The 23230-nt window shown below is 42.0% G+C and carries 19 protein-coding genes and 1 tRNA gene; 11 read left to right on the top strand and 9 right to left on the bottom strand.

Annotation, left to right across the window (positions count from 1 at the left end; genetic code table 11):
- The first annotated feature begins 8 nt into the window (after positions 1-8).
- The 5 genes from mreC to IEV39_RS13405 all read left to right on the top strand — a co-directional run bounded on the left by mreC (position 9) and on the right by IEV39_RS13405 (position 3719).
- Positions 9-866, top strand: coding sequence for a rod shape-determining protein MreC (mreC, locus tag IEV39_RS13385; protein ID WP_005227000.1), 858 nt, complete (start codon positions 9-11; stop codon positions 864-866).
- A complete protein-coding gene (gene mreD, locus IEV39_RS13390) occupies positions 853-1344 on the top strand; it encodes a rod shape-determining protein MreD (RefSeq protein WP_005288719.1) in 492 nt (163 codons plus the stop codon). The genes mreC and mreD overlap by 14 nt, the downstream gene beginning before the upstream one ends.
- Positions 1332-1892 (top strand): Maf-like protein, encoded by a 561-nt coding sequence (locus IEV39_RS13395; protein ID WP_005288717.1) that lies wholly within the window; start codon positions 1332-1334, stop codon positions 1890-1892. The genes mreD and IEV39_RS13395 overlap by 13 nt, the downstream gene beginning before the upstream one ends.
- A gap of 63 nt (positions 1893-1955) precedes the next feature.
- A complete protein-coding gene (gene rng / locus IEV39_RS13400; protein ID WP_005227003.1) occupies positions 1956-3410 on the top strand; it encodes a ribonuclease G in 1455 nt (484 codons plus the stop codon).
- Positions 3411-3545: 135 nt separating this feature from the next.
- Positions 3546-3719, top strand: coding sequence for a PA1571 family protein (locus IEV39_RS13405; protein WP_104021909.1), 174 nt, complete (start codon positions 3546-3548; stop codon positions 3717-3719).
- Between the two features lie 36 nt (positions 3720-3755).
- Here the strand turns inward: IEV39_RS13405 and IEV39_RS13410 are convergent, their stop codons facing one another.
- Complete coding sequence (locus tag IEV39_RS13410; RefSeq protein WP_005288714.1) at positions 3756-5144, bottom strand: WS/DGAT/MGAT family O-acyltransferase; 1389 nt, start codon at positions 5142-5144, stop codon at positions 3756-3758.
- A gap of 181 nt (positions 5145-5325) precedes the next feature.
- A complete protein-coding gene (locus IEV39_RS13415) occupies positions 5326-5946 on the bottom strand; it encodes a phosphoadenosine phosphosulfate reductase domain-containing protein (protein WP_005288711.1) in 621 nt (206 codons plus the stop codon).
- Between the two features lie 208 nt (positions 5947-6154).
- On the opposite strand from IEV39_RS13415, the gene thrH reads away from it, so the two are divergent.
- Positions 6155-6772, top strand: coding sequence for a bifunctional phosphoserine phosphatase/homoserine phosphotransferase ThrH (gene thrH, locus IEV39_RS13420; protein ID WP_005227007.1), 618 nt, complete (start codon positions 6155-6157; stop codon positions 6770-6772).
- Positions 6773-6852: 80 nt separating this feature from the next.
- Here thrH and IEV39_RS13425 read toward each other — a convergent pair whose 3' ends face one another.
- From IEV39_RS13425 to IEV39_RS13435, 3 genes are all read right to left on the bottom strand, one after another.
- Positions 6853-8082: an OmpP1/FadL family transporter gene (locus tag IEV39_RS13425; RefSeq protein WP_005288708.1), complete on the bottom strand. Its 1230-nt coding sequence runs from the start codon at positions 8080-8082 to the stop codon at positions 6853-6855.
- A gap of 253 nt (positions 8083-8335) precedes the next feature.
- On the bottom strand, positions 8336-9865 hold the full coding sequence (locus tag IEV39_RS13430) for a hypothetical protein (RefSeq protein WP_005288703.1): 1530 nt from the start codon (positions 9863-9865) through the stop codon (positions 8336-8338).
- Between the two features lie 536 nt (positions 9866-10401).
- Positions 10402-11862 carry a coniferyl aldehyde dehydrogenase gene (locus IEV39_RS13435; protein WP_005288700.1) on the bottom strand — a complete coding sequence of 487 codons (1461 nt, stop codon included), beginning with the start codon at positions 11860-11862 and terminating at the stop codon, positions 10402-10404.
- 132 nt (positions 11863-11994) lie between these two features.
- Between IEV39_RS13435 and IEV39_RS13440 the strand changes: the two genes are divergently transcribed.
- From IEV39_RS13440 to IEV39_RS13455, 4 genes are all read left to right on the top strand, one after another.
- Positions 11995-13068 (top strand): AraC family transcriptional regulator, encoded by a 1074-nt coding sequence (locus IEV39_RS13440; protein ID WP_005288697.1) that lies wholly within the window; start codon positions 11995-11997, stop codon positions 13066-13068.
- 468 nt (positions 13069-13536) lie between these two features.
- Positions 13537-14874: a CitMHS family transporter gene (locus IEV39_RS13445; RefSeq protein WP_005227013.1), complete on the top strand. Its 1338-nt coding sequence runs from the start codon at positions 13537-13539 to the stop codon at positions 14872-14874.
- Positions 14875-15014: 140 nt separating this feature from the next.
- The gene (locus IEV39_RS13450; protein WP_005288693.1) at positions 15015-16124 is read left to right on the top strand and encodes a porin; all 1110 of its coding nucleotides are present in this window, start codon (positions 15015-15017) and stop codon (positions 16122-16124) included.
- 204 nt (positions 16125-16328) lie between these two features.
- The gene (locus IEV39_RS13455) at positions 16329-16889 is read left to right on the top strand and encodes a phosphatase PAP2 family protein (RefSeq protein ID WP_005288692.1); all 561 of its coding nucleotides are present in this window, start codon (positions 16329-16331) and stop codon (positions 16887-16889) included.
- 51 nt (positions 16890-16940) lie between these two features.
- On the opposite strand, the gene IEV39_RS13460 is transcribed toward IEV39_RS13455, so the two are convergent.
- Both IEV39_RS13460 and IEV39_RS13465 read right to left on the bottom strand, forming a co-directional pair.
- Positions 16941-18167 carry an HmuY family protein gene (locus IEV39_RS13460; protein WP_005288689.1) on the bottom strand — a complete coding sequence of 409 codons (1227 nt, stop codon included), beginning with the start codon at positions 18165-18167 and terminating at the stop codon, positions 16941-16943.
- 20 nt (positions 18168-18187) lie between these two features.
- Positions 18188-20245, bottom strand: coding sequence for a TonB-dependent receptor plug domain-containing protein (locus IEV39_RS13465; RefSeq protein WP_005288686.1), 2058 nt, complete (start codon positions 20243-20245; stop codon positions 18188-18190).
- Positions 20246-20396: 151 nt separating this feature from the next.
- On the opposite strand from IEV39_RS13465, the gene IEV39_RS13470 reads away from it, so the two are divergent.
- The gene (locus IEV39_RS13470; protein ID WP_005288683.1) at positions 20397-21383 is read left to right on the top strand and encodes a DUF6607 family protein; all 987 of its coding nucleotides are present in this window, start codon (positions 20397-20399) and stop codon (positions 21381-21383) included.
- 8 nt (positions 21384-21391) lie between these two features.
- Here IEV39_RS13470 and IEV39_RS13475 read toward each other — a convergent pair.
- Together IEV39_RS13475 and IEV39_RS13480 are read right to left on the bottom strand one after the other, a co-directional pair.
- Positions 21392-21464, bottom strand: a tRNA-Arg gene (locus tag IEV39_RS13475).
- Between the two features lie 69 nt (positions 21465-21533).
- A complete protein-coding gene (locus tag IEV39_RS13480) occupies positions 21534-22892 on the bottom strand; it encodes an amino acid permease (protein ID WP_005227016.1) in 1359 nt (452 codons plus the stop codon).
- Positions 22893-23230: the final 338 nt, after the last annotated feature.

A 23230-nucleotide genomic window follows, 5' to 3' on the forward strand; every position in this document is an offset into this window, starting at 1 on the left:
ACGAGGCGGTGCAACCGAATCTTTTTTCAAGACAACCGCCATCTTTTCGCTCATTTGTCATTGCGGTCATTACATGTCTGGTGGTGCTTTTCTTTGATTGGCGCATGCCCTATGTCATCCAACCCGCAAGGGATGTCTTGTATGCCGCGTATAATCCGATTTATGCGCTGGCAAGCTATCCTGTACTGTCGCGAGAATGGCTTAACCAACAAACCAAATCCGAAGCCCAATTGCGCCGTGAAAATACGGCCATGCAGGCTGAACTCCTTCAGGCACAAGTCCGTCTACAAAAGCTTTCAGAGCTCTCTGCGGAAAATAACCGTTTAAGAGGGCTGTTGGATACCCCATTGATTATTGATGGACGTATGCAGATTGCCGAAGTGATCGGGACCGATGCTGACCCATTGCGGCATATTATTATCATTAACCGTGGTTCCATGGATCATTTAAGAACAGGACAAACTGTGCTGGATGATAAGGGGATTATGGGACAGATTATTAATGTCTATCCACATAGTTCACGGATTATGCTGCTGTCTGATAAAGAACATTCATTATCCGTACGTCTAGAACGTACAGGAATGCGTGCCATTGTCACGGGTACAGGTGATCTGGGACAACTTAAAATGGAATATGTGCCGACCAGTGCCAATATTCAGGTTGGGGACAAGGTCTATAGCTCTGGACTCGGTGAACATTTTCCGGCAGGTTACTTAGTGGGGACGGTATCCAAAGTCAGTCGACATACCTCGGGTGAATTTGCTGAAATCGACGTGGCACCTGCTGCCCAGCTGGCTAGCGGTCATCATGTGGTTGTTTTATTCTCGGAATCTTTAGCGCAGGAGCAACCGTATGCCGATCGCTAAACTGAACTATGAGAAACGCAAAGATCCACTGTTGATGATTATCCTGTCGATTGTGATAGGTTCCGTATTGATGATCTATCCGATCCCTTATGAGGCATCTGGATGGCGTCCATCGATGATGTTGATGATCATGCTGTTCTGGATTCTTTACCAACCGGTCTGGTGCGGGGTCTGGTTTGCCTTCGGGATGGGTCTTTTTGTTGACCTGTTGCTTGATGCACCGTTCGGTTTAAATGCGCTGAGTTTTGTACTGATTGCCTTTACAACACGCTATTTGATTCGTGAACGTCGCATTCTGACCTTCGGAAATTCCTGGGTGATTGCGGTGTTGGCAATTGTTGCGCATATTACCTTTCTGTGGATTAGCCAGACCATTGCCGGAACACATTTCTCGATTGCGCGTCACTGGCAACCTGTGGTGACAGGTGTGTTAGTATGGCCACTGGTTTATTATTGTTTGCATAAATGGCGCATATAATTCTCGCATCCAGCTCGCCGCGTCGGCAGGAGCTATTGACACAACTGGGTCTGGACTTTGAAATTTACAGTCCGGATATCGACGAGGCTGTGCAAGATGGGGAAGCGGTTGAACACTATGTTGAACGTTTGGCCCGAGCCAAGGCGCAAGTGGTGTTAGAGCAGTTTCCTGACGCCATTGTGATTGCGGCAGATACCAGTGTAAGTTTTGCGGGCAAGATTATTGGAAAACCAGAATCAAAACAGCATGCCTTTGAAATCTGGGCCATACTGTCTGGACAATGGCATGAGGTTTACTCTGGCCTCTGTGTGGCAACGTCTGCACAGGTGCTGAGTACCGCGGTATGCACTCAGGTCGAGTTACAGCCACTGAGTCCGGCAGAGATGGAAAAATATTGGGCGACTGGCGAGCCAGTAGGAAAAGCGGGCGCCTATGCGATACAGGGAATTGCTGCACAATATATTCCTCAAATTCGGGGCAGCTACAGTAATGTAGTGGGTTTGCCTCTTTATGAGACAGCACAGTTATTAGAAAGGGTTAAAGCCTAAGTATTGGAATACTGGGGATAACACTTTCGGATATAAGAATTTTTATAAAGTTTTGAGTTTGTTATGGCAGAAGAGTTGCTGATTAACGTCACCCCGATGGAATGTCGTGTGGCATTGATTGAAAATGGTACGGTCAATGAACTATTTGTTGAGCGTACGGTTAAACGTGGGTTAGTGGGTAATATCTACAAAGGTAAAGTGGTGCGTGTCCTGCCGGGGATGCAAGCGGCCTTTGTCGATATTGGTTTATCTCGAACCGCTTTTTTGCATATTAACGATATGGTGTGGTCGCGTTCGCAACCCACCCCCAATGTCTTCGAGCTATTACATCCCGGGCAAATGCTGACGGTTCAGGTCATGAAGGACATGCTGGGAACCAAAGGCGCGCGCCTGAGCACCGATCTTTCCATTCCTTCGCGTTATCTGGTGTTGATGCCGTATGGTAATCACATTGGTGTATCTCAGCGAATCGAATCTGAAGATGAACGGGATCGGCTACGTGGCATTATTGAAGGCATTCAGGCCGAGCATCATTTGCCGGGCAGTGTAATTGTGCGTACTGCCGCTGAAGGCGTCGATGAAGCTGCGATTGCACAGGACATGTGCTATCTCAGCAAGTTATGGGAATTTATCCAGCGTAAACAAAAAGAAGCCGCAACAGCTGAACTGATTTTTGAAGAGTTACCTTTACCGCAACGCATTGTGCGTGATCTGGCCAGTGATGAAACGGCGAAAATTTATGTCGATTCACGCGAGATTCACGGCAAACTCAGCGAGTTTGTGGATGAGTTTGTGCCGACCATTCAAAACCGTCTAATTCATTATCCTGGTGAGAAACCGTTATTCGATTTATATAACGTCGAAGAAGATATTCAAAAAGCCTTGCAAACCCGCGTCGCGCTCAAGTCAGGCGGTTATCTGATGATAGACCAGACCGAGGCCATGACCACCATTGATGTCAATACCGGTTCTTATGTCGGCGGGCGTAGCTTGGAAGACACGGTATTTAAAACCAATATGGAAGCCACGCAGGTGATTGCAAGACAGCTACGGCTGCGTAATCTGGGCGGTATTATCATCATTGATTTTATTGACATGCAGGAAGCTGAGCATCGTGAAGAAGTGATGCGCCAGTTCGAACGTATGCTCGAGCGCGACCACGCCAAAACCAAAATTACCCAGGTTTCTGAGCTAGGTCTGGTGGAGATGACGCGTAAACGGACCCGTGAATCTTTGGAACATTTACTCTGTGAATCGTGCCCAACCTGTCAGGGGCGGGGATACGTGAAAACAGCAGAGACAGTATGTTACGAGATATTTCGAGAGATTCTGCGTTATGCCCGTGCATTTGATTCCAAGGGTGGCTTTACTGTCGTTGCGCATCCAGCAGTGATTGATCGGCTCTTAACAGCAGAAGCCCCAGCTGTCGCGGATTTAGAACATTTTATTAATCGTGTGATCAAATTCCAGGTGGAAAATCTGTATACGCAAGAGCAATACGATATCATTTTAACCTAAAGTTGTAACAAGATTTCGCTTAAGCCTTGTTACAACTGAAATTTTACTTTCTATCATGAATTTTAAATACTAGAACCATAGAATGAGCCATAGGTACTTTAGAGTCCCTTAGCAAATAATATGAGGTATATAATGATGAATGTAACTGAAAGATTAGTGAGTCACGGTTTTAAACACGTTTTAGACAGCACCCCTGTAAACACTTGCTACATGGTCGACAGTCAAGGTAAAGAAGTTCAGATTACCACAGCGATGATTCGCTCAGCCTGCCATCAGCTCTTACAGCGTTGCCGTACAATTAAAAAGTAAGGGGCTAACGAAAGCCCCTTAATTTATTCTGTTATTCTAATTTTCGACTTTTTGCGCTTGCGGCAAATCTTGAATCGCCTGTTCAAAACGTTGAATTTCTTCTTCTAAATGTGTCAGTAAATTCTGCATTTTAGGCAAAGCATTACGACATGCAATCAAGCCGACTTCCAGTTTATCCAGATAACTGGTCATGGTGATATTCAGTGCCTGACCATCCATCACAATCGATGCAGGATAGAGTGCATCCAGTTTGGCACCATTCCAGTACAATGGCTCACGCGGGCCGGGTACATTTGAAATCACAAGGTTAAAGGCCTGACGCTTAGGCAACATACCTGAGGCAATGTTTAAACCAGCAGGGCCATAGACGACTGCGCTATAGTTCAAGATTTCGTTAGCAGTCATACGACTAAAACGCTGTTTTGAGTTTTGTACGCTACGACGAATGATGTCGAGACGTTCAATCGGGTCTTCGATATGAGTCGCAAGATTGGCCAGAATCATGGTAATACGGTTGCTGACATCAGAATCATCGGTACGTAAAGACGCAGGCACCATCGCAATCAGTGGCTTTTTAGGCAAGCTATTGTGACTGAGCAGATATTCACGTAATGCGCCCGAGCAGACGGCCAAAATTACATCATTCAGGGTTACGCCCAACGACTTGGCAATACGGCGGAAACGTTCCAGTTCAAATGATTGTGCTGCAAAGCGACGTGAAGAACTCACGCGTTGATTCAGGATAGAGGGCGGTGCCTGAAAGGTCGAGACATAGTCCGGATTTTTGCCCATCTCTTTAAAGATAGTTTGTGACAGCTCCTGCATGACCTTTGGAGCCACTTCAAGCTGGGATTTAATTCCTTCCATCACGCCTTTAATTTTGCTCACCGTCGGTGGCTTAGGCGCTTTTAAACGTTTAGTTCTTTTGCCTTCTACGCACCATAACGGTACAACATGCTTTTCATTTGGATCATGAGAAAGCGATTTTTCAATCAGACGCATGCCTGCCACGCCGTCGACCATGGCATGGTGAATCTTGAAATACATGGCAAAACGGTTGCCTTCAATACCTTCAATAATGTCGCAGGTCCACAGTGGCTTAGCACGGTCAATCAATGAACTATGCTGCTGAGAGATATACACCAGCAGTTCACGGATACGTCCTGGATTTGGCAGGGCAATATGACGGAAATGATGATCCAGATCAAACTCGCTATCCTCACCCCAGAATAAGCCATTCAGCTGATTGTTGAATGGAGGCACAGGAATACTCTTGGACTGACGAATTTCCTCAACCAAATCATGTACAAAGGTCGATGATGCATTTTCAGGAAGCTCGAATAGAAACAATCCCCCTACATGCATAGGCTGTTGCCGTTTCTCTAATGAGAGAAAAATAAAATCAATGGGGTGTAGTGGGCGCATAGCAGATCTAGCCTCTCATCGCATTTTTTATAAGATACTCTATGAGTTCTTATTCGTCTTATTGAACCGTTCTGCGCAGTATATACTGTTTGTTCTGGTTAAAATATGACTTTGTACAGACGAGTCAGGAAAAATAAAACCACTGACGAATCAGTGGTTTTATTTTAATACGGAGCGAAAATCAGTGATTTAGGTGCAAACCGCATTCACGATGTTCTTCACCTTTGGTCGGATCAAAGTAATCTTCATTGTCCGGTAAATTATGTTTTTGCATATATTCCCATAGGTCTTTTGAGGTCCATTTTAATAATGGAGCAACCTTGATCAGGCCATCTGGATTAATGCTGACCGGGTCCATTTCTGCACGTACAGCGGTATCGGTTGCACGTAAAGCGGTAAACCAGACTTTAGGCGCAGTTTCACGGATTGCACGTTCAAACGGCTCTAACTTTACTTCAGCGGTAAAGGCTTCGTGTTTTGGATCATCGAGTGCTGGCACAGGGCCTTCCAGTGCTTCACGATGTGCGCGTGAACGTTTTGGCAGGTAAGTAAGAAGGTTCAAGTTCAGTAACTTGCTAATTTCATCCACATATTTATAGGTGGTTTCGGTATTGTAACCATTATCCATCCAAACCACCTGAATATCAGGTTTGACGCGGGTCAACATATGCAAAATGACAGCTTCAAATGGACGGAAATTCGTTGTCACAATGGCCTTTTCATTTAAGCTTAATGCCCATTCAATTAGTTTTTCAGCATCATTGCCAAATTCTGTATTGATTTGATCCAAATTTAAAGTCATAACACGTTGCCTTTTATGCTCATCGGTCTTCGTCGTTTACACGACATACTGCTTCATATAGTAATGCAATTATGTCTGGTCGGATATGTTCGCCAAGGAAATTCTTATTCAAAAAATCTATGGTTAGACCATGAAAAAAGGGCAATTGTTGAGCACATCTCCATGCTAAACTAGCGCAATTTTTAACACATAGGATAGTTGAATAAGCATGGAAATCGTATGCCTAGATCTTGAAGGGGTGTTAGTTCCGGAAATCTGGATTAACTTTGCAAAAAAAACAGGGATTAAAGAACTTGAGGCAACGACACGTGATATTCCTGATTACGATGTGTTGATGACTCAGCGTTTGAATATCTTAAAACAGCATGGTTTGGGCTTAAATGATATTCAGGCCGTGATTGCAGAGATGGGGCCTTTTGAAGGGGCAAAAGAGTTTGTGGAATGGGCGCGTACGCATTTCCAGCTGATTATTTTATCTGATACTTTCTATGAATTTGCTCATCCACTCATGAAACAGTTGGGATGGCCAACGATTTTCTGTCATAAGCTTGAGACAGATGAAAATGGCATGATTACCGCGTATAAATTACGTCAACCTGATCAAAAGCGCCAAGCAGTCAAAGCATTACATGGCTTAAACTTCCGTGTTATTGCGGCAGGTGATTCTTATAACGATACCACCATGCTGGGTGAAGCGGATCATGGTTTTTTGTTCGATGCACCAGCCAATGTGATTGCCGAGTTTCCACAGTTCCCACCATTGCATGGTTATGAGGCATTAAAACAGGCGATTCGTTCAGTATCACAACGTGATATTCCAGAATAATTCATCCATCTGATTACTGATTTTTAAAAATTCCAAAATAATAAAAGGCGCTTAAAGCGCCTTTTATTATGCGTCAAGCATTAGAACTTATAGCCAATTTTTAAGCCATATGCGATTGCATCATTATTCTCAAATTCAGCCACATAACCCGGTGTATTAAATTGAGAACCTGATTGCGCTTTGGCATCACCAAGCCAGAAGTATTTCACACCACCCGCAATAAAGGTTGCAGGGGTAGGGCTATATTGAACACCTACACCGATATTCCAGTAGCCTTCTGTTGGGCCTAATGTGGTGACAGGGTTGCCAGCGCCAGAATCCCAACCTACAGAGAGGTTGCCAGCCCATTGATCATTGATTTTACGACCAACGCCTGCGGTAATCGAGTATTGATCTTCGGTATAGGCCACCAGATCGAAACCATCTTTTTTGCCTGTTGAAGCAATGATTGGTGGTAAAGTCGAAGCAGCACCAAATTTATACGGACGAATCGCAAAGTCTTTCCAGTTCACCCAACGTAAATTCGCGAATGCAACTGTGTTTTCCATGATTCCAGTTTGGAAATCAAGGTTAACCGATTGAGGCGTAGTAATTTCTGTCACACCTTCTGAGTTATTAATTTTATTTAAAACAGCATCAAAACCAGCATTACCAGTCATACCCGCTACACCATGCGTTTCATAAGCATTCATTTCATGCTTGATCTTGGCGCGATAAGTTAGAGAGGCTTTAAGCGCAATCTCAGGGATTTGATATGCCACCCCAGCTAACCAGCCCACTGCTTCATCACGGCCTGTTTTAAAATCATAACCGCTATATGCACTATAGCTTTGACCGCGTAATAACACGGTACTGTCTAAGGTTTGATAAACCGCACCTGCATACAGGTTCCAGTTCTGGTTCGGCTGGTAACCGAATAACAGGTTTAAGTTTTCAGTATCCACGGTAACGGATGTGCCACCTTTAAACGGGACAGGGCGGCTTTCGATAAAGTTACTATGACCTGTATATTCTGCATCGGCACCATAAGGTTGATCATAGATCAAACCAATTGAAAATTTGTCAGTTGCTTGAATTTTTAAGGCTGCATTAGGCGAGTAATAATGGTTCGCCATATTACCTGTATGGTTTTGCGAGATATCTTTACCTGATACATTGGGATCAAGAATGGTAATACCTGCTTCAAAATAATTGTTGGGTTGCAGGAATGCTGCAATGGATTGGCCCGAGCGATCCAGTGCTGCGGCAAATGTTGTCGTTGTTGGAACCAAGCTAAGTAGAAGAGCCGTTTGAATAGCATTCAGCTTCATTAATATGTTCTCTCAAATCACTTTGTAACAGAATGGCGCGAAAAGTATCATAATTTTTATGGGCTTAAATATTTTACAAATGTCAATAAATGAACTGGCAAGGTCACCAAAAATACTTGAGCATTCATGTTTTATCTAGATGGATTGTGTGTGAGAAATGAGCAGGGGGATTTATCTATTCTTTTGATTTTATTTATTAAAATTGTATAAAAAAAGGCCATCCTGAGATGACCTTTTGATTTAAATCATTTGATTAGAATTTATAACCAATTTTTAAACCATATGCGATTGCATTGTTGTCTTCAAACTTAGCTACATAGTCATCGCTACCTGCTTGAGCACCAGTTTGCGCTTTAGCATCGCCTAACCAGAAATATTTTACGCCACCCGCGATAAAGGTTGCGGGAGTCGGGCTGTATTGTAAGCCTACACCCACGTTCCAGTAACCTTCAGTTGGACCAAGTGTCGTGACAGGGTTACCTGCACCAGAGTCCCAACCTACAGAAACGTTACCAGCCCATTGCTCGCTCAGTTTGCGACCAACACCAGCGTTTACAGACCATTGGTCATCAGAATATTCAACAAGGTTGAAACCATTTTGTTTCCCAGGGACTAAACCAGCACCACCCAATACTTTCGATAATTCTCCAAATTTATAAGGTTGGATTGAGAAATCTTTCCAGTTCACCCAGCGAATATTTGCAAATGCAACTGTATTGGCCATGATACCTGTTTGGAAATCAAGGTTTACCGATTGAGGAGTTGTGATTTTCGTTTTCTTATCAGCATTTAAACCTGCAAGTTTACTTGGATCAACGCCTAGACCTGCAAGTACATCAGTTAAACCAGGGAAGCCTAATAATGAAAGATCCTCTCTGATTTTTACATCATGATCAATTTCAGAGCGATAAGTTAAAGATGCTTTAAGTGCAATTTCTGGAATCTGATAAGCAGCACCTGCTAACCAGCCCACACCAGTTGTTTCTTTAATATCAGCATCATAGCCATTATAAACACTATATGCTTCACCACGTAGTTTTACACTACCTTTTACTGTTTGAAGTACAGGACCTGCATAGAAATTAAGGTTATTATTTGGTTGGAACCCGAACACCATTGAAAGGTTTTGGGTGTCAACTTGAACTTCTGTATTATTGGAGCCAGTACTTGAGCCAAGATAACCCTTAGCTGCATTTAATGCGGCTTGAGTTTGCTGTAACTTTTGTAATCCACCTGCGACTGTAGCATTACCGCCTTGAGCAACTTGTTGTAGCGCACCTAAAACTTCTTGTTGGGTTGGATTTGCTGGATCTCCACCAGTAGCTCCAGTAACCGCTTGTAGTGCTGGTCCAAATGATGAACCAGCCGCTTGAATTAATTGGTTAATTGATCTAGTTGATAAATCATTTAAAGATTTTTGATTCAAAACACCGTCATTTGGATTTGATACAAAAACATTGTCGCCACTATATTTTGCATCGGCGCCAAATGGTTGATCATATAATAAACCGAAAGAAATATTATCAGTCAGTTGAAGTTTTAAAGCTGCGCTAGGGAACATGTAATCGTCGCCCATATCGCCAATTTTACGTGTAGTTGACGATGTACCAGCTTCTTGACCTTTCACTGTTGGGTCTAAAACTGAAATCCCCGCTTCAAAATAATTACCCGGCTGTAAAAATGCAGACATAGATTGACCTGAACGGTCCAACGCTGCTGCAAAAACTCCTGTTGCAGGTAGCGTTGCTAAGATCATGGCAGTGCTAAGATGTTTTAATTTCATTTTTAATCTTTCCTTGAACTTCAAGATTCTTAAGTGTTAAGAAGCTATGATCTGACAACAAAAAGTTATCTATCGTGATTGGCTATAACTTCATGTAACAAAAATACCATAATTAAAATAAGAGTAAATGTTCTAAATGAACTCGACAGTATGAGCAGATCGCTGAAAGTGGACAAAAATAAATCTTAAAAAATTTATATACATATGTGTTTTTATTGGTAATGTGATGATAAATATAAAATATTATTCTAAAATAATAATCATTTATTTTTGCAGTTTTGAAAAAAAAGTTTTTTATTTGGTCAAAGATTTTTTGTAAAAAATGAGATTTATTTCTTCATGATTTAAGTTTTTGGTGTTTTTTAAGCCAATTTTCAGAATTCAAATAATTTTGCTGCGAAAGCCGTATTGTACGGGGACTGCCACACTTCAATTTATCTAGGGCTAAACAGCAGAGATGCAAGGCCACATAAGACTAAAATAAAAAAAGCATCTCATGACAAGATACTTTTTTAAACCTACTGTTGATACAGAGGTTATTTGATATTCGGATCGCCCTGTTTCAAGAAGAAACGTAAGGCCAGCTTTTGTACCCAAGTACCATACGGAGGATAGAACAGTTGGGTCGGGAAGAAACGATGACGGGCAAACACTGTTTTGGCATGTGAAAGTTCTCGGAAGCCTTCTTCGCCGTGATAAGTCCCCATGCCTGAGTTCCCAATACCACCAAAAGGCGCATCATGATTGACCACATGCCAGCCCCAGTCATTGATGGTGACCCCACCTGAGTGAGTCTGCTTGAGAATATAATCTCGTTCACCGGCATCATGGCTAAAACAATATAAGGCTAGCGGTCTTTCGCCTGCACGAATATATTGAATGGCCTCATCTAAAGTATCGTAGGCGACAACAGGTAACACAGGACCAAACAATTCTTCTTTTAAAATCCGCATATCTGCTGTGCAATTCAATACGATATGTACCGGCATACGGCGTGCATCTTTGTCACGATCATATTCACCACAGGCAATCACCTGAGCACCTTTGGCTTGTGCATCATCCAGTATCTCTAATAAACGTTTGAGATGACGCTCATTTACAATCGAGGTGTAGTTAGAGTTAGTGCTGATATTTGCCCCATACATGTTGGTAAAGCTGGATTGGCATTCAGCAACGAAGTCATCCACCTTTTCTTTTGGCACTAATGCGTAGTCAGGGGCAACACAGATCTGACCACAATTGGTCGCTTTACCATGTAATACCCGCTTTGCTGCATCGGCTAAAGGATAGTTACGGCTAATCAGGGCAGGGGATTTACCCCCCAGTTCCAGTGTTACCGGGGTCAGGTTGTCTGCCGCTGCACGCATTACCACACGGCCAATCGCAGGTGAACCTGTAAATACGATATGGTTAAAAGGCAAAGAGGTAAATTGGGCTGGATCTAAAATTTCTTCACCAAACACCGCCACTTCATCTTCCCTAAACACTTCCGCTAGCATACGTTTAACCACGGCATTGGTTGCCGGTGTTACTTCAGGCAGTTTAATCATGACTCGATTGCCCGCAGCAATTGCTGCAATCAGGGGACCCAAAGCCAGATAAACGGGGAAGTTCCATGGCACAATCACGCCAACCACACCTTTGGGCTGATATTGCACACGAAGATGATTGGATAAAAACAGCAATTCAGTATGACGTTTGCTGGGGCGCATCCAGCGTTTTAAATGACGAATCGCATGTTCTGCCTCGAGTACTGAACCGAGCAAGTCGAGTAATTTTGACTCATCAACTGAGCGTGAACTAAAGTCACTATTGATTGCAGTGGCAATCACATCTTGATAACGGATGATTTGTTTTTTTATTTGGACGAGCTTGCTGCGACGATCATCCAGCTCCGGATAAGGCTTGGCATCAAAAGCACGACGTTGTTGCTTAAAAACCGAATACATATGTTCAGTTGCCGAATCAGCCAAAGCGTGGGAAGTTGAAAGTGTCATTTGTTGCTCCTTTCATGCTTATTAGTAGAATAGACTTTATGATTGATGTGCTTTGTGGTCGATGTTAAATTGAGACAACAAAAAGTAATTTCGTGCCATTATGCATCATCACTCAAGGAAAGAGGTGAGAAAATGCGTAAATCAGCTGCTGGACACAATGTCATTGAAGGGCGCTATGATGATCCAGATACCGGTTCGGGAATTCCCTTACTTGGCTTAAGCAGTTTGCTTAATGAAATGCAGCAGCAAGGATATCCAATACCCGTTGTGCTGGAAGGAACGGGGATTGCAGTTGAAGCCTTAACCAGCGCCACGTCCAATGTCTCTCAATATCAGAAGTTAAAACTTTTTCAGAATATCCAGCGCCTGTCTAAAGACCCTCTGATCGGAATACGTGCCGGACAAAAGCAACGCTTATCTGATTTTGGGGTATATGGCTATGCCTTATATGCATCGCGCAATCTGCAACAGGCTGCTGAGTTAGGGATGCGCCATATCAAGCTTGCAGGCCCCGTTCTCAAAAAAACCTTTTATATTCAAAATAACACGGCCATTTTCGAAGGTCATGAAATTATTGCCTTGGGTAAGCTGTTACCGTTGGTGTGCGAGTTCTGGTTCAGCTCCATTCAAACCCTGATTGAATGTGTATTGGAAGCACCGTTTCAAGCGCAAAAACTGTTGCTGCCTTATCCTGCGCCGGCCTATGCCGAAGAATATCAAAAAGCCTTCCGTTGTCCGGTGGAGTTTGATGCTGATGTGATGCAGTGGCATTTTGCACTTGAGTGGCTAGATCAACCCTGTCCCAATGCCAATCCGATTACGGCGGACATGTGCCAATCCTTTTGTGCGCGTATGCTGGGTACAGCGGACGAGCAACAAGAGCCGGAATTGGTACGTACCATTCGCCTGTTACTATTAGATTCGGTCGGGGGCTTTCCGACCGCGCAAGCAATCGCGGATCAACTGCATTTATCCAAAAGGACCTTATACCGTCGTCTGGCAGATCTCGAGATGAGCTATCAGGAGATTTTAGATAGCACCAGAAGACGACTGGCAGATGAATATTTAGCCACCAGTTTAAGTGTGGATGAAATTGCGGAACGATTGGGATTTTCAGATACCTCGAATTTCAGGAAAGCTTACCGGAACTGGGTGGGTATTTCACCAAATGAATATAGAGCGCATAAAAACAAGATAATTGAATAATAAAAATAGGTTTTATTCTCAAAATATGAATTTACTCTTTTATTTTCTGATATAAATTAGAAAGTATATTGTTATAATTTTCCAGTCCTTTTAAATAAGCAGATAGCCGCTTGTATTTTAGCCAAGTGTGTCGCCGGATAATTAAATGATATTTATTTTAATTATCATTCAATAAAATGTGTTAAATTTTAATCAAAAGTTGCACCATAATGTGTCATTATTTTAATCAATATAGGTCATTTAAAAAGCTTATTTTGATTGGTCGGTATATAATAATATTTTAAAAATCATAAATTTGATAATAATTACCCCGCTTTAATTTTTAAAACATTTTTCATGTGAATGGGTGGGGTGTGCATATAATAAAATTAAATGAATTGCTTAAAGTTAAATCGCATAGAATCGGTCCTTAATTCGGGTAAGGTGTTTACCCATAAAAAAAACTTATCAGGCTAAGGATTGCTTTAAATGCTGACTTTTTTAGGTATCAGCATGATCATGTGTTTCATGTATTTGATCATGTCAAAACGTCTCAGTGCATTGGTTGCATTAATCTTAATCCCTTTTATCTTCGCTATTATTGCCTGGGGCTTAGGTTTCTATTTTGAAAGCCTGAGCCATATTCAGTTGGCTGAGCTTGGAAATACCATGCTGGATGGTATTAAGAAGCTTGCTCCAACAGGCGTAATGTTACTTTTCGCTATTTTATATTTTGCTTTAATGATCGACTCGGGCCTATTCGACCCGTCAGTCAGATGGATTTTAAAGAAAGTGAAGGGTGATCCACTAAAAATCACTTTAGGAACGGTCTTTTTAACCCTGCTGGTATCCTTGGATGGTGACGGTTCAACCACCTATATGATCTGTGTGGCAGCCATGATGCCATTATATAAACGGGTGGGAATGAATCCGCTGATCATGACCTGCTTGATGTTGCTGTGTAGTGGTGTGATGAACCTGACGCCGTGGGGTGGGCCAACCGCACGTGCAGCCAGTGCGCTTCAGGTCGATGCTAGTGATGTTTTTATCCCGATGATTCCATCTATGGTGATTGCAGCAGCCTGGTTATTCTTCCTAGCCTATCTCTATGGCAAATATGAGCGCAAACGTCTGGGCGTGATTGAACTGGTGGATATTAGCCATGCGGATAATATTTCCATTTCCAAAGATCCGGAAGCACAACGTCCGCACTTACGCTGGTTTAACGGGATTCTTACCCTGGTACTCATGGCGTCTTTGGTAAAAGGGATTTTACCGATGTCGATCCTGTTTATGCTGGGCTTCTGTATTGCATTGGTGGTGAACTACCCATGCGTCAATATGCAGAAAAAACGGATTGCGATGCATGCGGATAGCGTATTGGCCGTGGTCGGTGTGATCTTTGCTGCAGGTGTATTCACCGGTATTCTATCGGGCACGGGCATGGTTGAAGCGATGTCGAAAGGCTTCGTCGCTGTGATTCCGCCAAGCTTAGGACCTTATCTGGCACCGATCACTGGGGTTTTGAGCATGCCTCTAACCTTCTTCATGTCGAATGATGCTTTCTATTTTGGTGTGTTACCGATTTTAGCTGAAGCAGCATCACATTATGGAATTAGCCCTGTTGAAGTAGCACGTGCCTCGATTATTGGACAGCCAATTCATTTATTATCTCCACTGGTACCTTCGACCTATTTATTATGTGGTTTAGCTTCTGTTGAATTGGCCGATCATCAAAAATTTACCTTGAAGTGGGCATTTATTACCTGTTGCGTACTTATGGGTAGTGCTTTGATATTTGGTGTTTTTCCATTTTATAATCTGTAATTCTGATTATTCATGTGCTTTTATGTCGAAAATATAAAAGCACATCATTTGATTTGAATCCCTGTTTATTTATTTTTTGCTTGGAATAGAGCGAAACAGATTTGTTTTAATTTTTTTTTGAGATGGTTAGGAAGATAACAATGAAGATGAGAATTTTATTCGTCACAATGATGAGTATTGCAGCAAGTTCTGCATTTGCAGCGCCAAAATTATACGGCGAAATTGATGCCAGTCTGGATTATTTACCTGAAATGAATGCCCATTCATCCAACCGCGATGTATGGAAAGTGAACAGTAATAGTTCATTTGTCGGGATTAAAGGTGAAGAAAAATTAACCGAGCATTTAAGTGCTGTTTATTTGGCTGAATGGGCATTTTATGCCGATGGAGATAAAACCGACTGGTCGCAACGTAATCGTTTTATCGGTTTGAAAGATGACCGTTTAGGTACACTTAAAGTAGGTAAACATAATACCCCATTAAAAGATTTATCCAGCCCAGTTGATAGTTTTAATAACTATATCAGTAATAAAGCCGATATCACGGGAATTATGACCGGGGAGAACCGGGTCAATAATGTCGTGGTGTATGACTCTCCTGAGATTGCATTATATGAAGGTAATCTGGAAGCGAGTGTATTGCTGGCAACAGGCGAGAGCAAAGGGATTGAGGATGACGGGCATGGTGGTGTCAATGTCGCGGGACGTGGTTTGGGCGATGCCTGGTCTGCCTCGTTGAGCTATAACCATCCGATGTTCTTGGTTGGTGTTGGTTATGACAAGGCAATTCCAAGTGATTTCTTGGGACATGGCCTATTAAATAGCAAAGACACCGAAACTAAAGTTGATGAAGTATTTGCCGCAGCTGATACGGTACGTGTGATTGGACGTTTGACGCCAATTGAAGGACTGGCATTAAAAACCTTATATCAAACCTCTAAAGTTACTGATAAAAAAGGAAATGATGAGGCCGCAGTTGATATCGATGATGCACAGGGCTGGTTAATCGGTGCTGAGTACAAGTTTCCTAATCAGTCAAAATGGGCAGTCAAGGCGCAATATAGCCAGAACTCTACCAGCTTTAAAAATGGCGCAGCTGACTTCGAGGCCAAGCAACTGCTTGTCGGTACGGATTATGCCTTTAATAAACAAGTGAAAGTCTATGGTTATGGTGGATATTCAACTTTTGAGCAGGCCAATGCTAAAGATAAGCAACCTGTAGTTGGTAGTGGTTTAGAATTTAAATTCTAACAAAATCAAAAAATTAAGCTGAATAAATAGAGGTGATTGACTCTATTTATTCAGTAAGCTGGATTGTTGTTCCGAATGAAGCGGTTGTGTAGCCGCGTTTGCAAATCAGTGCAGAATAACCCATAAAAATTCATAATTTTTACATTTTAGTCCTGTATGGTAGGGCTATAAATCTGTCATGGATAGTATGGATAACAACGTAAAATGATTTTTAAAGATACAAATATTGCTTTGTTTAACAGTATCAATACGTTTGCCAAGGATTCTCCTGTTTTAGACAAGATCGTAATTTTTTTAGCTGAAGATTTAAATACGGTTTTTATTAGTTTTCTGGTGTTGTTATTGGTGCTTCAGTGGAAAACCTATGGTCTTCTGTTCGCAAAAACCTTGTTGATTGTGCTGTTTTCACTGGTGATAAGTGATGTGATCGAATTCTTTTATCATCATCCTCGACCATTCCAGCTGCATTTGGGCGATAAATTAATTGGGCATGGTGCCTCATCTTCTTTTCCGAGCCAACATACTTTAACCATTGTGATTATTGCCTTCTCTTATTTGCTGGCGGGTTTTAAAAAGATTGGTATCGTCGGTTTGGTGCTGAGTCTGGTGGTGGGCGCATCCCGAGTTTTTGTAGGTGTACATTTTCCTTTCGATATCGTCGGTTCTTTTATTATCGGATTTATGTTGGTTGTTGCCACCAATTATGCTGTAAAAGAAATGACGTTAAGAATCAGACGAATCCGCCCAATCCGTGTGATCGACTAGTTTTGAGATATACCTAAAGAAAAACGGAGCAGAGGCTCCGTTTTTTATGACTTATTTGGCTGGCTGGATATCCAGTTCAAAGGTCCATGTGGTGGCACTTGAGGCGTTGCTAGGGTCTGCATATTTGACATCTGTGAGATGTAGACGAGCGTAGCTGTTGCCTTTATTTCCTCGAATGATTGTTGCACCCTCAGGATTCGCTTTTAGCATATGGGCTGCTTGTAGACCATCTGCCTGTGCTGCACTTAAGGTTGGATAATAGTTATACCAGCCATAAGTGAGTTTTTGAGGGTATGTTCCCTTAAAGGTTGGATTCAAAATGGAGGTAATACTGTTAGAACCCCATTTGATATTGGTTGTAGAAGCAGCTGCTTTTAAATCAGCTTCTGTAGAGACATACGCATTACTATCTTTAAACTTATCAATGATTGGTTTACCGTCGGCAGAATAGAATCCTGCTGGTTGTGAGGCAACCATACTGCCTATACCTTGATTAAGTTGAACATTGTAGCGATTAAATGCGAGTTGCCATTGTCCTGTTACATTTTTACTGGTGGTACCTGTAATCAGATCAACATAGTTCCAGCCTTGAGTCGCATCAATCGTTAGGATTTTTACGTCATGAGGAAGTTGTGTATTGATATAACGGATTGAAATATAACCTGAGGTGGTGCCTTGATAATAATTATAAATTTGCACTGCAAACACAGGTTTCTCATAGCTTCCAATTGCTGTTGCAGCGCTTGAATCGGTCGTGACCAAGAAAGTTTTAAAGTTTGGTGACATACGATGATCACCAAACAGATCATATTCAAAGAAGCTGTTGCTGCCCGATGAAGTGTCCATGAATGCATTGCTATATGCATCTACACTCCATGCCTGAGCTGGTAAACTGCCGCTTTGTGTTGCATCCAGTTCTTTGGATAGGTTTGTCCATGTTGCATCAAATGGTGAATAAAGAGCACCGCCATTGCCTGAACCGCTTACACCACTGTTGGTAAATAAAAGTGGGGTACGTGTGCCCATTGCAAATTTGAGATCCCAGTCGGTTGTGGTACATGAAATTTCCGCTTGCATGTCGATATCATAACAATAAGCGTTATTTGCAGTGGGTGTAATGCTCCATTGTTTGCCTTTTACTGTAAATAGATCGGTATTGGTCACAGGCGGATTGCTGGTTCCACTGTTATCTGATGATCCACCTCCACCGCCACAAGCGATCAGAAGGGTACTTAAGGTACTTAAAGCAAATAACTTGGCGAAATTAAGATGAGACATTGGTATTGATCCTATAAAGATTATTTCAGATTGCTGTTCCAGTTAAAGCGAAGCCCCATGTAGGTATATCGACCGGCAATCGGGCGATAATCTACTGCACTAGAAAAATTACGTTGTTCATTGAAAAGATTGTCGATACCGGCAAAAGCACTGATATATCTGTTGATGTGATAATCCACTTGCGAGTCGAATGTCACCCAGCTTGGCGACTGTTGCTGATTGGCACTATCGCCGTATTCATTGCTTTGGTAACGGCCGCGTAGGGTCAAATCAAGCTGATCATTCAAGGCATAATCTGCGCCTAAACGTGCAATATGTTTGGGGCGTCGTGTTAATAGGGTATTGCTGGTTTTATCTTTTGCTTCGGTATAGGTATACGCACCATTCACCGAGAAATAAGGTGTCAGCTTCCATTTGGCAGATGTTTCAATCCCTTTGGTCTCCGCCTTGGCAACGTTGCTGTAGCTGTATTGAGTGATGCCATTGACCGTCGTGGCATGATCAAAATCGGTTTGGATCAGGTCCTGAATATCATTCCAGAACAGGTTGATATCCGCATTCCAGCGATCATTTTGAACCAGACTTAGTCCAAGTTGATAACTGGCCGATGACTCTGGTTTTAAGTTGGGATTGCCAATGACGATATAACCTAAGTGACTATGATCAAAAGAATAAAAACGTTCTTTTAAGTTAGGTACGCGATAGCCTTGACCATAACTCAGGCGCAGATCGGCGAGTAGATCATTCTGGTCGTAAAAACGATATTTGCTACTGAGTTTAAAGGCATTGTGATCGCCAAAATCATCATCATTCTGGAAACGCCAGCCGATCACAGCATCAAGGTTTTGTACGAGATTAAAGTCATTTTGAACATAAAATTCATGCCGATCCCGCTTTACCGAACCGCCTTGCATCTCAAATTTACCGTTATTGCTTTGCTCTAACTTTTCTTCATGCCAGTCATAGCCCAATTGCCAGTTTTGCTTATTCCATTTGGGTAACGTCAGTTGCGAGCTGAAATGATTATTTTCCTGATTCGAGTGTCTTAAAGCAGAAAGGTATCTATCTAAAGTTTGGGTCGAGGTTGAGTCATAGGTTTCATGGACAGCTTTTAAATCGATCTTACTATTTTTGATAAAATTAAATTGTGAACCCGCACTGAAACGTTGGCGTTCAATATCTTCAAGTTTGTATTGTTTTAAATAAAATGGCGGAACGAAATTTAGACTTCGCTGGTGATCTTTTTCTTTATATTCATTGAAATCTGCCCATAGCATAAATTGGTCTGAAGGCTGCCATGCACCATAAAATGCATACTGTTGACGCTTTTGCTCATCACCTTGTTGAGGATAATCGTTCGGATTAACGGCAAAGCCATCGCTACTAAACTGGTCTGCGATGATGCGACCTTTTAAAGTGGCATTTGCCGCTTCAATACTGACTTTCTGATGGTGATTATTGATCGATGTATTTTTACCATTTGCATTTTGTTTACCATAAGAGCCAATATCGACTTGCCCTGAAATGGCAACACCGTCTTGCACTTTTTTAGTGATGATATTGATCACACCACCCATTGCAGATGAGCCATATTGTGCCGAAGCTGCGCCTTTAATAACTTCAATATGCTCAATCACTCCAATTAAATATTGATCTAAATCAACAGTAGAACTGGTACTGGCAGCAAGTGGCAGACCATCAATCAGAATCAGCACCTGATCGCTACTCAGACCTTGTAATGAAATTTCATAACCTGATTTGCCATGAATTTCTCTTAACAAGATGCCTGGAATATTTTCCAAAGCATCTTTTAAGGTAATGGCATTGGTTCTTTTTAATTCTTCTTCATCAATAATTTCAGTTCGAATCGGACTATCAATTAATTTTTTTTCTGAACGTGTGCCGGTTACCACAATGGTATCGAGAACATGCAGAGGTGTTTTATTAACTGCATAAGTTGATTGCTCGGCTGCATACACAGAAGGAGAAATCAAACCTGCTGCTAAAAGAGAAGCAAATAAAATATTAGGTTTAGAACAAAATTGAGGAGAGAGTATATTCACAATAGTTAATCGCAATGAAAATTATTCCATAAATTAAATGGTAATCATTCTCACAATAATTTACAATGCTTTACAGGTTTATTTCAAAAAGATACAAGCGACTGAACTAGGGGAAGTTGCTTTATTTAATTGATTCAGTAATTTAGCGTCGAGTTGAGATTTTTATATGAAGCTTAAGTTGTCTTATGTTTTTGTAACTGCACTGATGATGGGGATCAGTAGTGTGAATGCTGCACAACAGCCAGTAAAATTGGCGGATGCTTTACAACAGCAATCTTTGCATGAAAATCTGACACAAGAACAAGCGCGTCAGGCCATCCTGAAAATGGCAGGAGAATACAAAGTTGATTTCCGCTTTGAAGAGCTTTATTCACTCAAACCAGACTATAAAGTTAAAAAAGATGATCTATCCAGTGGTTATGAAACTGTTGTGGTTTTAGAAAATACGCCAAATAAAGTGTCGTTACAGCATATTTTGGTTGCAGAGGGGCACGTGGTGAAGCACTGGCGTCAGGACTGGGAATATGAACCGACCAAGATGTGGAGTTATATTGGGGATTATCGCTGGAAAAGTATTGATTTAAAGCCAGAACAGAGCAAAGGCAAATGGCTGCAAACGGTATGGCAAGTTGATGATTCTCCTCGTTATGCAGGCTTGGGTACATGGACCAAAGATAATGGTGCAGTGGAGTGGGTATCGAATGAAACCTACCGCCCGTTACCACGCCGTGAGCATACCACGCGTAATGATTATGACGTGATTATTGGGATTAATCGCCATGCACTTACTGCAACGGGGTGGGTGCATGAGCAAGACAATATTAAATTTGATACCAAGACCAATACGGCACTTGCCCGTGAGCTGGGAGTTAACCAATACAATAAAGTTGAAGGCTATGATTTCAAGGCTGCTTATGATTACTGGAAGAAGAATGCAGCTTACTGGAGCGCAGTCAGAGATACATGGGCGAATGCATTTAACCAGAATCAAATCGTGGCATTAAAATTTGCAGGAAAAAATGAGAAATCTCATTTTAGTTATTTTAATGATCAGGCAAAGTCAGTCGCAGGAAAAACGGTCAAAGCAGAACAATTGCAAACCCAAGCGAAAACCTTACTTAACCAGCAGCTTGTGGAAGGCAAGCTTCATTAAAAGGGCTATGCGCTCAGCGGGACTCGAACCCACGTCGGTCGCTTAGGAGGCAACTGCTCTATCCAGTTAAGCTATAAGCGCATAATTTGATGATTATAAACAAAAAAGTGACTGCAAACGCAATCACTTTTTGAGGAAACCGATCAACTGTTAGTTTTCAGTATTACGATTTAAAAACTTATAGAAAATAAACATCAGTACAATCCAGATTGGAATCATCAGCACTGATTCTTTAAAGCCTTGCTGCCACATGATATACAGCACAACACCAATAAAGGCCAACACCAGATAGTTACTGAATGGAGACCACAGCGCAGGATATGAGGTTTTGATTTGTGCAGTTTTAATATGACGACGATATTTCAAATGGGTCAAGCTGATCATGGCCCAGTTTAAAACCAAAGCACCCACCACGACATACATCAAATGACCTAAGGCATCTTCAGGCACAAAGTAATTAAGTAACACACAGCCAAAGATCAGGAACGCAGAGAGCAGTACTGCTGGAACTGGCACACCTTGCTTATTGGTTTTGGTAAAGATTTTCGGCGCATTGCCTTGTTGGGCTAAACCAAAGACCATACGGCTATTGGCATACATTCCGCTGTTATATACCGACAATGCCGCCGTCAGGATAATAAAGTTCAGTAAATGTGCGGCCCAACCGATCCCCATCTGACTGAAAATCATCACGAATGGACTCTTATCCAAACCACCAAGATCGAGCTGGTTCCAAGGTACAAGCGACAACAGGATCGCCAGTGAACCGACATAGAATACCAAAATACGAATCACCACCTGGTTAATCGCTTTAGGAATTGTGGTCTTTGGATCTTTGGCTTCTGCTGCGGCCATCCCAATCAGTTCAATTCCCCCAAAGGCAAACATCAAGAATGCCAACATGTAGAACAGACCATCGAAGCCATGCGGGAAAAAGCCGCCCTGTGACCAAAGGTTGCTAAATGAAGCTGTTGAGTTTGCATCGGCAGTGAACAGGAGGAACAGACCAAACAGGATCATGGCCACGACAGCTGTCACCTTGATGATCGCTAACCAGAACTCTGATTCACCATAAAATTTAACATTGGTCAGGTTGACTGCGGTAATCACCACAAAGAAAAACAAGACCGACTGCCAGGCGGGAATTTGCGGCCACCAGTAATTAATATATTTACCTACGGCGGTGAGCTCAGTCATTGCCACAAGGATGTAGAGCACCCAATAGTTCCAGCCTGTAATAAAACCTGGAAATTTACCCCAATACTTATAAGCAAAATGACTAAATGAACCTGCAACAGGTTCTTCAACAATCATTTCACCTAAATGACGCATGATTAGAAAAACAATCAAGCCGCCAATCGCATACCCCAAAATAATAGATGGTCCAGCAGACTGGATAATTTGCGCAGAACCTAAAAATAAGCCCGTACCAATTGCTCCACCCATCGCGATGAGTTGGATATGGCGGTTTTTTAGTCCACGCTGAAGTTGAGAAGAATCGTTGTTCAAAGGACTGAGCTCGACGAGGAATTAACTGGATTATTCTAATAGATTGATTGATTTTCGCCTAGTAAAAGTACAGCATTGCCATGACTGCAAAGTTGTTTTTAAAAATTATTTAAAATTATATATTTAGATTAATATTAATGTGAAATTTGCTTCATATTTATACCGTAAAATCCGATTCTTGTTTTTCCCGACGGATGGATTCGCATTTTTGCCATTGTACAAGTCATGAAAAATACTCAATATAATGCACAGATTTTATCCATGAAAATATAATCAGGCACCATTGGTCGTATGGTATTTATAACGGCTGTGCAGTAATTTGAGATGCAAAATACCGC

Source organism: Acinetobacter courvalinii, assembly GCF_014635545.1.
Lineage (GTDB): Bacteria > Pseudomonadota > Gammaproteobacteria > Pseudomonadales > Moraxellaceae > Acinetobacter > Acinetobacter courvalinii.